A 13,110-nucleotide genomic window follows, 5' to 3' on the forward strand; every position below is an offset into this window, starting at 1 on the left:
GTCCCTCCCGGACGGGCCGGAGGACGCGAACGGACGAGGAAGTGGGTGCCTGAGTGAACGTCACCGATCCGGAGGCCCGGGCCGAGCGCCTGGCGGCGGACCTCGACGAGAACGATCCGCAGTACCGGGCCGCGAGGCCCGACGAGACCGTCCGCGCGGCCGCACTCGGGGCGGGACCCGGTCTCGCCGCCGCGGTCGACCGCATCATGACCGGCTACGGCGACCGGCCCGCCCTCGCCCAGCGCGACACCGAGCCCTACACCGATCCCGCGACCGGCCGGACGGCCCTGCGGCTGCTGCCCAGCTTCTCCACCCTCAGCTACGCCCAGGCCTGGGAGCGGGCCCGCCGGCTCGCCACCGCCTGGGCGGCCTCCGGTGTCCGGCCGGGCGATTTCGTGGCGACGATCGGGTTCACCAGCACCGAGTACGCGACGGTGGACCTCGCCGTCGTCGCCCTCGGCGCCGTCGCGGTACCCCTGCAGCCCAGCTCGGCGCTGCCGCAGCTGCAGGCGATCGTCGACGAGACCGCCCCGGTCGTGCTCGCCACGAGCCAGGAGTACCTGGGCAAGGCCGTCGAGCTGGCCCGCGCCGCCGAGCGGACCCCACGCCTGGTCGTGTTCGACCACCACCCCGAGATCGACGACGAGCGCGAGGCCCTCGCCGAGGCCGCCGTCGCGCTGCCCACGGTGCAGACCCTCGACGAGGTCCTGGACGGCGCCGCGCAGCTCCCGCTCGCCCCGCTGCACTCCCCCGACGGCGACGACGACCCCCTCGCGGTCCTGATCTACACCTCCGGCAGCACCGGCGCCCCGAAGGGGGCGATGTACCCGCAGCGGGCCCAGTGGCGCGCCTGGAGCGGCCACGCGATGAGCCTGCCCGCCACCCGCCCGACGATCAGCCTGAACTTCATGCCGCTCAGCCACATGATGGGCCGTACGGTGCTGCTGAGCACGCTCGGCTCCGGCGGCATCGCGTACTTCGTCGCCCGGTCGGACCTGTCGACCCTGTTCGAGGATCTCGCGCTCGCCCGGCCGACCGAGTTCCACGTGGTGCCGCGGATCTTCGACATGCTGTTCCAGCTCTTCCAGTCCGAGCTCCACGCGCGTTCCGGTGACGGCGGGGACCCCGCCGCCGCCGAACGGGCCGTCCTCGACGACCTGCGCGAGCGGGTGCTCGGCGGCCGGATCCTGCGCGCACTCGTCGGCAGCGCCCCCATCTCCCCGGAGATGAAGGAGTTCGCCCAGGCCGTGCTCGGCGTGCCGCTGCACGAGGGCTACGGCTCCACCGAGTGCGGGGTCGTGCTCATCGACGGCGTCGTCCAGTCCCCGCCGGTGACCGCCTGGAAGCTGGTCGACGTCCCCGAGCTCGGCTACCACACCGACGACCACCCGCACCCGCGCGGTGAGCTCCTGGTGCGGACCGACGACATCTTCCCCGGCTACTACCACCGCCCCGAGGTCACCTCCTCGGTCTTCGACGACGACGGCTACTACCGCACCGGCGACATCATGGCCCAGGTCGGGCCGGACCGGCTCGTCTACGTCGACCGTCGCAACAACGTGCAGAAGCTCTCCCAGGGCGAGTTCGTCGCCCTGTCCAAGGTGGAGGCAGCCCTCACCCACGACCCGGCGATCCGGCAGGTCTTCGTCCACGGCAACAGCGACCGGCCCTACCTGCTCGCCGTCGTCGTCCCGTCGCAGGACCTGCTCGACCGCGTCTCCGACCCGCAGGAGCTGCACGGCGAGCTGACCGCGGCGGTGCAGCGCACCGCGCGCCGTGCCGGCCTCGAACCGTACGAGATCCCGCGCGACCTGATCGTCGAGCCGGAACCGTTCAGCATGGCCAACGGCCTGCTCTCCGACATCCGCAAGCTGCTGCGCCCGCGGCTGCGCGAGCGCTACGGCGAGCGGCTCGACCAGCTCTACGCCGAGCTGGCGCGCGCCGAGAACGACGAGCTGGCCGCGCTGCGGGCGAGTGGTGCCGACCAGCCGGTGCAGGAGACGGTGATCCGCGCCGCCCGGGCGCTGCTCGGCGCCTCCAGCACCGAGGTCACGCCGGACGCGACGTTCCTCGACCTGGGCGGCGACTCGCTGTCGGCGCTGAGCTTCTCGAACCTGCTGCACGACGTGTTCGGCGTCGAGGTCCCGGTCGGCGTCGTCATCAACCCGGCCGGTGACCTGCGGTCGGTCGCCGCGCACATCGAGCGGCTGCGCGACGGCGACGCCGTCCCGACCCCGGCGAGCGTGCACGGACCCGACGCCGTCGAGATCCGGGCGGAGCACCTGCGCCTCGACGCCTTCCTCGACCCCGCCACCCTCGCCGCCGCCCCCGGGCTGCCCGCGCCGGCCGCGGGCGAGCCGCGGACCGTGCTGCTCACCGGGGCCACCGGCTTCCTCGGCCGCTTCATGTGCCTGGACCGGCTCGAACAGGCCGCGCGCACCGGCGGCACCGTGGTCTGCGTGGTCCGCGGTTCCGACGACGCCGCCGCCCGCCGCCGGCTCGACGAGACCTTCGACTCCGGCGACCCGGAGCTGCTGCGTCACTACCGCGCGCTCGCCGAGGAGCACCTGGAGGTCCTCGCGGGCGACCTCGGCTCGCCGCGACTCGGACTCGACGAGCCGACCTGGGAGCGGCTCGCCTCCGAGGTCGATGTCGTGCTGCACCCCGGTGCGCTGGTCAACCACGTGCTGCCCTACGGCCAGCTGTTCGGCCCGAACGTCGTCGGCACCGCGGAGGTCGTGCGCCTCGCGCTCACCACCCGGCTCAAGCCGGTGGTGTACCTGTCGACGATCGGCGTCGCCGACCAGATCCCGGCGGGCTCGTTCGCCGAGGAGACCGACATCCGCGAGATGAGCGCGGTCCGCCACGTCCACGACGGCTACGCCAACGGCTATGCCATGAGCAAATGGGCCGGCGAGGTGCTGCTGCGCGAGGCGCACGACCTGTGCGGGCTGCCGGTCACGGTGTTCCGGTCGGACATGATCCTGGCCCACACCCGCTGGGCCGGGCAGCTCAACGTGCCGGACGTGTTCACCCGGCTGATCGTCACCCTGCTCGCGACCGGGCTGGCCCCGGCGTCGTTCTACGAGCCGGGCCCCGACGGGGGCCGGGCCCGCGCGCACTACGACGGGCTGCCGGTCGACTTCAGCGCCGCCGCCGTCGACGGGATCGGTACCGACGGCTCGGCCGGGTTCCGCACCTTCCACCTGTTCAACCCGCACGACGACGGCATCTCGCTCGACACCTTCGTCGACTGGCTGGTGGAGGCGGGCCACACCATCACCCGTCTCGACGACTACGTGGAGTGGCGCGACCGGGTCGAGACCGCACTGCGCGGGCTGCCCGAGCAGCAGCGCAAGCACTCCCTGCTGCCGGTGCTGCGCTCCTACGACAAGCCGGCCGACGCGGTGCCCGGCAGCGCGGCGCCGACGGCGGCGTTCCGGGCCGCGGTGCAGGCGGCCCGGCCGGGCGGCTGGACCGACATCCCGCACCTGGACCGGGCGCTGATCGAGAAGTACGACGCCGACGTGCGGCTGCTCGGCCTGGTCTGACCGGGACCGTGATACACGGTGCGGCTCCACCGATTGCCGGGGGTCGCACCGTGTGTCACGGTACGGGAGCGTGACCGTGCCGTCCGTGGCGCGGTTCCTCCCCTGGGGCGACCGGCCGGGTCCCGTGGTCGCCCCGACCCGGCGGCTCGTTCCGACGCGTCGGCCGCGCGGTCGTCAGGACCGCCCGCCACGTGTCCCGAGGGCCGACCGGAGCACACGCATGACGACGTCCCCACCCGCGGGCACGCCCGCCCACCCCACCCCTGCGGCGACCGCGGGCGGGTTCGGTGAGCTCGCCACCCTGGTCTCCGACGCCGGCCTGCTGCGCGAGGCCCGCCGCCCCTACCTGCTGCTGTTCGCGGCGAACGCCGTCCTGCTCGCCGGCGGCGTCGCCGCGTTCGTATGGCTCGGGCCGTCGTGGTGGCAGCTGCTGCCCGCGGTGTTCTTCGCGGTCGTGACCACGCAGCTGGCCTTCATCGGCCACGACGCGGGCCACCGCCAGATCTTCGCCGGCCGGCGCGCCAACGACGTCGTCGGCCACCTCCACGGTGGGCTGGTCGGGCTGAGCTACGGCGCCTGGGTCACCCAGCACACCGCCCACCACGCCCATCCCAACCACGCCGACGACGACCCGGACATCGACATCCCGTTCCTCGCCTTCAGCCCCGAGCAGGCCGCCGCCGCACGCGGGCCGGTCCGGTGGATGATCGGCCACCAGGCCTACCTGTTCCTCCCGCTGCTGTTCCTGGAGGGCTGGAGCCTGCACGTCACCGCCGTCCGGGCAGTCGTCCGTCGTCAGGTCCCCCGCCCGCGGCTGGAGGCGGCGCTGCTCGTCGCGCACGCGGTCGGCTACCTGGGCGCGGTGTTCTGGGTGCTCGACCCGCTGCAGGCGGTCGCCTTCGTCGTCGTCCACCAGGGGCTGTGGGGCGTGTACATGGGGCTGGCGTTCGCGCCGAACCACAAGGGGATGCCGGTCGTCCCGGCGGGCCTGCGTCTGGACCACCTGCACAAGCAGGTGTCGACCTCGCGCAACGTGCTCGGCGGTCGGGTGCTCGACCTCGCGATGGGCGGCCTGAACTACCAGATCGAGCACCACCTGTTCCCGCGGATGCCGCGCCCGCACCTGCGTCGCGCCCAGCCGGTCGTGCAGGCGTCCTGCGCCGCCCACGGCCTGCCCTACACCCGCACCGGGCCCCTGCGGTCCTGCGCCGAGGTCCTGCGTCACCTGCACGCGGTCGGTGCCCCGCTGCGCCGCCCCGCCGGGCCGCCGGCCACCTGACCCGCCCCCGGGTCCGCTCGGGGCAACCTCCGGAGGAGGACCACCAGCATGGACGACCGGCACCCGCCCCCGACACCGACGACACCCGCCCCGGCGACCTCTGCCCCGTCTGCCCGCACCGCTGGGAGGACCACGACGCGATCGACCGAAGGTTCTGCTCGGCGAAGATCGCGGGCGGGTCCTCGCAGGGGTGCGTCTGCCGGAAGGGGTGACCGGGCCGCGCCGTCCCGCCGTCGGGGCGGCTACGCCGCCACCAGCAGCTGCTGCCCCGGCGCCCGGAGCGGGTCGGCACCCGCGCTCACCAGTGTCACGCCGTCGGGCAGCCCGGCCTGCCGGGCTGCCCGACGGCGGCGGCGGAGACCCTGGTACCGAGGCCCGGCGGGCAGGACCTCGGTCGCGAGGCGTTCGATGGCGGCGAGCACCGCGTCGCGCTCGCCGGAGGACTCCACGTGCAGCACCCGCCCGGCCCCGCTCCCCCGGACGAGGTCGACGAGGCGCCGGACACCGGCGCCAGCCCGGTGAAGGAGGCGAGGACCAGCCCGAGCTCGTCGGGCAGCCCGCTGGGCCACCGTTCGATGCCGGTGCCGAGCACCTCATGGTCCATCATCGGCCCGGCCCGACCCGGCCGACGCCAGCCGGACTCTGCCCGGGGAAGCGGTGGGTGAACAGCATGACGCCGAAGGAGGGAGCAGCCACGCCTTGACCGTACCGGATGTCGTTGTCGATTAGAGCGAACCGTGCCCGGGGTCGGGCCGGGCGAGCCGGTCGTCGTTGCGCCGGGCGATGAGCTCGGTACGCGAGCGCACGCCGAACTTCGCGTAGATCCGCGTCAGGTGGTACTGCACGGTCTTCGGCGACACGTGCAGCTCCGCGGCGACGTCGCGGGTCGACATCCCCCGTGCGACCAGGGCCTCGACGGCCGACTCCTGGGGCGTCAGGTCGACCGGTGCCCGCTCGTCGCGACCGGCGCCGACCCCGCCCGCCCGGAGCTCGCGGTCGCAGCGGTGGACGTGGACGGTCGCTCCGAGCGCGTCGAAGTGCTCGCGCGCGATCAGCAGGGACGTGTCGGCGTCGCGCCGCTTGCCCGCACGCCGCAGGGTCTGGCCGTAGGCGAGGTGGATCCGGGCCAGGTCGTAGCGCAGCGCCATGCCGTCGATCGCCCGCACCGCTGTCTCGAAGGCCTCCGTGGCCGCGTCGACGTCCCCGTGCGCGCCGTGCCACCGGCCCCGGGCGGCGCCGAGCCGGGCCAGGGTCGACCGGTGCCCGCGCCGCGCCGCGAGGGCCTCGTGCCGGTGGAGGACGGTCTCCGCCTCCTCGAGCCGACCGGTCAGCACGAGGGCGTTCGCGTAGACGTCGGCCCACGGCCACCAGCCGGGCTCCCGCAGACACCCGTCGGAGCCGGACCTGTCCAACGGCGCGAGCACCCGGACGACCCGCTCGTAGTCGGCGGCGGACTCCGCGATGTGGGCCCGGGCGAGGACCGCGGGCACCCGCATGATCTCGTAGGCGGCCCCGCCCGCCTCACTGCGCCGCGCGGCGCGGTCGGCCGCCGCGGTGTCGCCCCGCAGCGAGTGGACCTGGGCCGCCGTCCACTCGATCAGCGGCATCGTGAGCAGGATCCCCGTGCGCTCGCCGAGGGCCCGGCCGCGGTCGGCCGCCGCGAGCGCCCCGTCCCAGTCCCCACCCAGGAACCGGGCACGGGCCAGCCAGCCCCATGCCCACAGCGAGATGCGCGACGATCCGCCCAGCAGGGTGGTGGGCGTCGCTCCCTCGAGCTCCAGCCGCGCCTCGTCCAGGTCGTCGGTCACGACCGCCAGCCAGCCACGGCCCATCGTGACCCGTTGGTGCTGCGCGCCGTGCCGGATCTGCTCGGCGGCCCGGTCGTAGGACCGTGCGGCGCCCACGGGATCGCCCGACGCCGCCTGCCCGAGCCCCCGGATGGCCGCCGCCTCCACCGCGGCCGGGGACCCCGGCTCGGCGTGCTCTCCGACGCGGTCGGCCCACTCGACGATCTCGGCTCCGCGGCAGTGCGCGAGGGCGTGGAGGACGTGGCGCTGAGCCACCAGGGCCGCGGTCGCCGGGTCGGAGCGCGGATCGACCAGCTCCCACGCCCGTCCGAGCCGGACCCCCGCCTCGGCGGCCTTGCCCTGCACGATGGCGAGATAGCCGAGCACGGCGTTGCGCAACGGTGTGTCCCGCTGGCCCTCGACGGCCGGGATCAGCGCCTGCGCGTCGAGGACCTGCCCGGCGCCGACCATCGCGTCGACCGACCGGGTGAGGTGGTCCTCGCGGTCGACGCGCGCGTCGGCGAGACGGCTCGCGTCCAGCAGGAGACCGGCGACCGAGCTCCACCGGCCCTGGGCCGCCGCGTCCGCGGACAGCGCGTCGAGCCGGTCGGCCAGCTCGGGGTCGCGCCCGGTGGTCGCCGCGGCGAGGAGCCGGAGACGGCGTTCCGGGGAGTCGACGAGGTCGGCGGCGGCACGCCGGAGCGCGGCCGCGCGCGCCGGCCCCACCGAGTCCAGGACCGCGGCCCGCACCATCGGGTCAGGTGGGCTCACCCGCGGGCCGAGCTGCCCCCCGGCGCGGACGACGAGACGGGCGTCGGAGGCCTCGCCCAGCGGTTCCAGGACCTCGTCCAGACCTGCGACCCGGGCGGCCTCGTGCAGTTCCACCCGCTCGCCGAGGACCGCGACGGCCTCGACGAGCGCGCGGGCGCCCGCGCCGATCCCGGCCAACCTCGCACGCACGGCCGTCGACGTCGCCGCCGGCGGCGGGAGCCGGAGGAACGGGTCGGCCCAGTCCTCGGCGTCCACCTCGGTGAGCAGGGCGACGACGTGCCGGGGCGTGCCCCGGGTGTGGCGCCGCAGCCGTTCGGCGGCCGGCGCCGTGAGCGGGCGGCCGAGATCGGAGGCGATGGCGCCGATGCTGCGCGCGTCGAGCGGGTCCAGGCGCACGGTGTGCTCGACCCGGGCCAGGAGGTCGTGCTGCTCGGCCCCCGCCCGCAGGGGGTCCACGGCCAGCACCACCAGGATCGCCGTGCGCGCATGGTGGGCGACCAGCGTGCTCAGGGCCTGGAGGGACGCCACGTCGGCCGCGTGGGCGTCGTCGACGACGACCAGGCCGCCGTCGCGGCCGATCCGGTCCGCGAGCTGCCCGGCGATCTCGAACGGTGTGGCCCGCGCGTCGATCCCCTCCGCCAGCTGGGAGACGACCCCGCCCGCCCGGGACCGTTCCCAGGGCGCCGCGCGTGCCCGCAGGACCACACCGTCGGTCGCGCGGACCAGCGCGTCGAGAACGGTGGTCTTCCCGTAGCCCGAGGGCCCGGTGAGGACGACCGTGCACGCCGGGCCGGTGGCGGTCGGGCGGTACGCCGACAGCCGGTCGACGACGGCGTCGCGGCCGGAGGGGGACGTCATGCCCCCATCCTGGCGAACGACGAGGTCACCCGAGGTCGCCTCCTGCCACCGGCAGGACCGTCCCGGTGATGTAGGAGGCCTCGTCCGAGGCCAGGAACGTCAGCGCGGCGGCCTGCTCGTCGAGCGTGCCGTAGCGCTTCATCAGCGACGACTCGGTCGTCTGCTCGACGATCGTGGCGTACCAGCCGCGTTCCTGCTCGCCCTGCGGCGCCGGACCGCGGGGGGTCCGTCGCGGCGGCGCGTCGGTTCCCCCCGGTGCGGTGGCGACGACCCGGATCCCGTGCGGTGCCAGCTCGAGCGCGAGAGCCGAGGTGATCGCGTTGACCCCGCCCTTCGCGGCCGCGTACGGCACCCGGTTGAGCCCGCGGGTGGCGACCGAGGAGACGTTCACGATCGTCCCGCTCCCCCGCTCGACCATGTGCGGGGCGACGGCACGACAGGACCACAGGGTCGGCCACAGCGACCGGTCGATCTCGGCCCTGATCTGCTCGGGCGGGTAGTGCTCGAACGGCTTGGCCCAGATGGTCCCGCCGACGGTGTGGATCGCGACGTCGACGCGGCCGAACCTGCCGATCGCGGCCTCGACGACGGCGGACGCACCGTCCCAGGTCTCGAGGTCGGCGGTGACGCCGATCGACGTCGACTCCGCGTCCCCGTCGGCGGCCAGCTCCCCGGCCAGCTCGTGGACGTGCTCGGCGCGGTCGGCCAGCACGAGGCTGCCGCCCTCGGCCACGATCCGGCGGGCCGTGCACTCACCGATCCCCTGTGCGGCGCCGGTGACCACCACGACCTTGCCGGCGAACCGGCCCGGCGTGACGAACCGGGGCCGTCGCCGCTCGTCGGTGTCCCGCATCGCGCGCCGCATCGTCGCCTTGGAGTTCCGCGCGTGGTCGACGATCAGGGACCGCGCGGCGTCACGGTCGCCGGCCTCGAACGCGTCGACGATGTCGAGGTGATCCTGCGCGCAGTCGGGGTGGCACCACACCGCCGAGCGCAGCGTCTCCGCCATCGCGCCCTTGACCCCGAGCGCCTGGTAGGCGCGCAGCAGGTGCTCGTTCCCGGTCAGGGTGAACAGGGGGTCGTGGAACGCGGCGTTGGTCTCGGTGTAGGCGTGGGCGTCGGTGAAGCGTTCGCCGTCCCGGTCGACGTAGGGCACGGTCGCCTGGGCGAGGAGCCGGTACCCGGCGATCTGCCGGGTGTCGAGCCGCCCGATGACGAGCTCCAGCGCCCCGAGCTCGAGGCCCTGCCGGGCGTCGAAGATCGCGTCGGACTTCCGGATCGACGGATGCTCCTCGCCGATCTCGTAGCCGTCGGCGGCGACCACGCCCGCTCCGGACCGAGCGGCCGCGGCGGGCCGCTCGACCAGTGGGCGGAGGTCGTCGGACCGTCCGAGCTCCTGGGACTGCACCGTCCGCGCGTCGGGGCTGACGACGAGTCCGGCGTCGTCGTCCAGGCCGGTGGGTTCGCCGCCTGCCACGAACGGGGTGCCGATCCGCTGGCCGGCGATGCGCCACACCGCGTCGGTCGAGCCGACGGACTCCGGTCGACCGCCATCGTGGCGCGGTTCCGGTTCCCCGAACGTCGTGACGGTCCGGCCGTGGATCCCCCTCCCCTCCCGGCCCCCGAGGGTCGGGAGCACACCGTCGCACCCGGGCGGGACCACCGGAGCGGCCCCGGGCTCCGCCGGATCGTCGGCCCTCCCCCCGCCCCCGTCGTGCCCGGGGGCGACGGCCACGGGTTCGGCGGACACCGTCTCCCCCACCTGCTCGACCGGGGAGGCGGCGAGCGCGAACTTCTCGTAGTAGAAGCCCGCCGGCTCGTGGCCCTGCTCGGCGAAGAAGGAACGGACGGCCTCGACCATCGGCGGCGGCCCGCACAGGTAGACCGCGGCGTCGCCGTCGTGCAGGTGCTCCGGCCGGACGAGCGTCGTGACGTAGCCCCGGTTCGGCGCGGTGGTCTCCTCGGCCGCGACGCAGTACTCCCAGGTCAGGCCGGTCCGGTCGGCGAGGGCGCGCAGGGTGTCGAGCTCGACGACGTCGGCGTCGGTCGACGCGCCGTAGACCAGGTGCACCGGCCGGTCGCTGCCGGTCGCGTCGAGGGTGCGCAGGATGGACAGGATCGGGGCGAGTCCGGTGCCGCCCGCGAGCAACAGCAGGGGGGCGTCGGACTCACGCAGGAAGAAGCTGCCGTGCGGCCCGGTCAGCTCGATCTCGTCGCCCACCCGGGCACGCCGGTCCAGGTACTCCGACATCCGCCCACCGGGCGTGAGCTTGACGAGGAACCCGAGCTCGGCCTCGTCGGGCCCGTTGGAGAACGAGTAGGACCGGGTGACGTCGGTGCCGGGGACGGCGATGTTGACGTACTGCCCGGGCAGGAACGCGAGCTCGTCGCGCTGCTCGATCCGGATCCGCAGGTCGACGGTGGTCTCCGAGAGCCGGTTCACCGCGGTGACCGTGCCGGTGTGGGTCGCCGCGGCGGTCTTCGCGACGTCCGAGGTCGTCGCGATCTGCAGGACGAGGTCCGACCGGGGCCTGGCCTGGCAGGCGAGCAGGTATCCCCGCTCGGCCTCGTCGTCGGACAGGGCGTCCTCGAGGTAGGAGCCGGCGTCGTAGCTGCCGGACTCGCAGAAGGCCTTGCACGTGCCGCAGGCGCCGTCGGAGCAGTCGAGCGGGATGTTGATCCGGGACCGGTAGGACGCGTCGGCGACGCTCTGGTCCTCCCGGCACCGGATGAACCGGGTGACACCGTCCTCGAACGAGAGCGCGACCTGGTGGGACCCCGGCGCGGCGCTCGTGGAGGACGGTGCGTCAGCGGTGGCGGTCATCGCCGTCCTCCCTGCTAGAAGTGGTAGATGTCGACGACGTGGTGGATGTAGTCGTTCTTCAGCACCACGGTCTTGCGGCGGATCAGCGGGGCGTCCCCGGAGAAGTCGATCGTGTAGAACGACGTGCCGTAGTACGGGTCGACCGTCTTGTACCGGAAGTACATGGTGTGCCAGTTGAACCGGACGTCGGCCAGGTCACCGCGACGCTCGATCACCTCGACGTTGGAGATGTTGTGACTGGTCCGGGGCTCGGGGATCGAGGTCGCCGACGACCGCTCGGTGCGGATGCGGAAGACCCGGTCCTCCAGGCCGCCCTTGTTGCCGTAGTAGATCAGCGAGATCTCGCGCTGCGGGTCGGTGGTGAGCAGGTCGTGGTCGTCCCAGGACGGCATCCAGTAGACGACGTCGTCGGCGTAGCACTCGAGCCACTTCTCGAACTCGCGGTCGTCGAGGTAGCGCGCCTCGCGGTACAGGAACTGCTCGATCGCGTTCTGCGTGATCGGCGTGGGCGCCGCGGACGGGGCCGCGGGACCGGTGCCCTTCTCGGTGGTGGTCATCGTGCCTCGGCCCTTCCCGCGCCGGCCTGCGCGTTGGCGGCGCGCCGGTCCTCGGCGGTCAGGGAGCCGTGTCCGTGCGCGCCGTGCCCGTCACCGGAGGCCTCCTTCGCCGCGGCGGCCCGCATGATCCGCTGCCAGTAGCCGTGCTGGACCGGGAACAGTCCCTCGTCCTCGTTCTTCATCCCGGCGGAGATGACGCCGGGCATGCCCAGGGCGGTCGCGACCTCGTCGGGGCCGCTCAGCCAGTGCTCGGCACCGCGGGACATGTCGTTCCACGGGGCGGTGGTCGCGTGGAAGGTGAGCTGGCAGGAGCGGAACTCCTCCAGGTCGTCGGGGGTGGCCATGCCCGAGGCGTTGAAGAAGTCCTCGTACTGGCGGATCCGGTGCGCGCGGGCGGCGTCGCTCTCCCCCTTCGGCGCGATGCAGTAGATCGTCACCTCGGTCCGGTCCGGAGCGAGGGGGCGGAACATCCGGATCTGGGTGGAGAACTGGTCCATGATGAAGACGTTGGGGTAGAGGCACAGGTTGCGGCTGCCCTTCACCATGAACTCGCCCTTGGCCTCGCCGAACCGCTCCTTGAGCGCGTCCAGCTCGCTCCACAGCGGACGGTCCTGCGGGTTCGCGGCCCAGGTCCACAGGCACAGGTGGCCGTTCGGGTAGGACCAGTAGCCACCGCCGGACTTGCCCCAGCCACCGGCGTCGAGGGCCTTCGTGTCGTTCGCCGACTCGCCCGAGCTGCGCCGGGAGGTGGTGGCGGCGTAGTTCCAGTGCACCGACGAGACGTGGTAGCCGTCGGCCCCGTTCTCGGCCTGCACCTTCCAGTTGCCGTCGAAGGTGTAGGTGGAGCTGCCGCGCAGCACCTCCAGGCCGTCCGGGGACTGGTCGACGAGCATGTCGATGACCGTGGTGGTGTCACCCAGGTGCTCGGACAACGGCAGCACGTCCGGGTTGAGCGACCCGAACAGGAACCCCCGGTAGGACTCGAAGCGGGCGACCTTCGTGAGGTCGTGCGAGCCGTCGGTCGCGAAGCTCTCCGGGTAGCCGGCGCCGTCGGGCTCCTTGACCTTGAGCAGCGTCCCGTCGTTGCGGAAGGTCCAGCCGTGGAACGGGCAGGTGAGCGTCAGCCGGTTGTCGGTCTTGCGGCGGCACAGCATGGCCCCGCGGTGCGCGCAGGCGTTGATGAGACAGTGCAGCTCACCGTGCCGGTCCCGGGTGATGAGGATCGGCTGCCGGCCGATGTGGCCGGTGAGGTAGTCCCCGCTCTCCGGGAGCTGGCTCTCGTGGGCGAGGTAGATCCAGTTGCCCTCGAAGATGTGCTTCATCTCGAGGTCGAAGATCTCCTCGTCGGTGAAGATCCGACGGTTCGCGCGGTAGATCCCGGCGTCGCGGTCCTCGACGACGGCGGTGTCGAGCACCGCCCCGAGACGGTCGATGTCCACACTCATGACGTCCTCCGTGGTGGTCACTCCGGTGTGCGCGGAGA

The 13,110-nt window shown here is 73.7% G+C and carries 8 protein-coding genes; 3 read left to right on the plus strand and 5 right to left on the minus strand.

Translation table 11 applies throughout. The features are described 5' to 3' along the window. The first annotated feature begins 53 nt into the window (after positions 1-53). The 3 genes from car (at position 54) to Ae331Ps2_RS32800 (ending at position 5,042) form a co-directional block, all read left to right on the plus strand. Positions 54-3,551, plus strand: a complete 3,498-nt coding sequence (gene car, locus Ae331Ps2_RS28230) for a carboxylic acid reductase (protein WP_075305591.1) — start codon at positions 54-56, stop codon at positions 3,549-3,551. Between the two features lie 220 nt (positions 3,552-3,771). Continuing rightward, entirely contained in the window at positions 3,772-4,830 is a 1,059-nt protein-coding gene (locus tag Ae331Ps2_RS28235) for an acyl-CoA desaturase (protein ID WP_083696118.1), read from the plus strand. Continuing rightward, a complete protein-coding gene (locus tag Ae331Ps2_RS32800) occupies positions 4,827-5,042 on the plus strand; it encodes an RGCVC family protein (RefSeq protein ID WP_198932282.1) in 216 nt (71 codons plus the stop codon). Before Ae331Ps2_RS28235 ends, Ae331Ps2_RS32800 begins: the two co-directional genes overlap by 4 nt. A gap of 30 nt (positions 5,043-5,072) precedes the next feature. Here Ae331Ps2_RS32800 and Ae331Ps2_RS28240 read toward each other — a convergent pair whose 3' ends face one another. The 5 genes from Ae331Ps2_RS28240 to benA all read right to left on the minus strand — a co-directional run bounded on the left by Ae331Ps2_RS28240 (position 5,073) and on the right by benA (position 13,072). Further along, the gene (locus tag Ae331Ps2_RS28240) at positions 5,073-5,288 is read right to left on the minus strand and encodes a hypothetical protein (protein ID WP_075305590.1); all 216 of its coding nucleotides are present in this window, start codon (positions 5,286-5,288) and stop codon (positions 5,073-5,075) included. Between the two features lie 267 nt (positions 5,289-5,555). After that, on the minus strand, positions 5,556-8,246 hold the full coding sequence (locus tag Ae331Ps2_RS28245; protein WP_075305589.1) for a LuxR family transcriptional regulator: 2,691 nt from the start codon (positions 8,244-8,246) through the stop codon (positions 5,556-5,558). A 25-nt stretch (positions 8,247-8,271) separates the two neighbouring features. Then, the gene (gene benC, locus Ae331Ps2_RS28250; RefSeq protein WP_075305588.1) at positions 8,272-11,070 is read right to left on the minus strand and encodes a benzoate 1,2-dioxygenase electron transfer component BenC; all 2,799 of its coding nucleotides are present in this window, start codon (positions 11,068-11,070) and stop codon (positions 8,272-8,274) included. A gap of 14 nt (positions 11,071-11,084) precedes the next feature. After that, positions 11,085-11,627 (minus strand): benzoate 1,2-dioxygenase small subunit, encoded by a 543-nt coding sequence (benB, locus tag Ae331Ps2_RS28255; RefSeq protein ID WP_075305587.1) that lies wholly within the window; start codon positions 11,625-11,627, stop codon positions 11,085-11,087. Beyond that, a complete protein-coding gene (gene benA, locus Ae331Ps2_RS28260; protein WP_083696398.1) occupies positions 11,624-13,072 on the minus strand; it encodes a benzoate 1,2-dioxygenase large subunit in 1,449 nt (482 codons plus the stop codon). Before benA ends, benB begins: the two co-directional genes overlap by 4 nt. Positions 13,073-13,110 lie beyond the last annotated feature (38 nt).

It is taken from the genome of Pseudonocardia sp. Ae331_Ps2 (assembly GCF_001932405.1).
In the GTDB taxonomy this organism is placed as follows: domain Bacteria; phylum Actinomycetota; class Actinomycetes; order Mycobacteriales; family Pseudonocardiaceae; genus Pseudonocardia.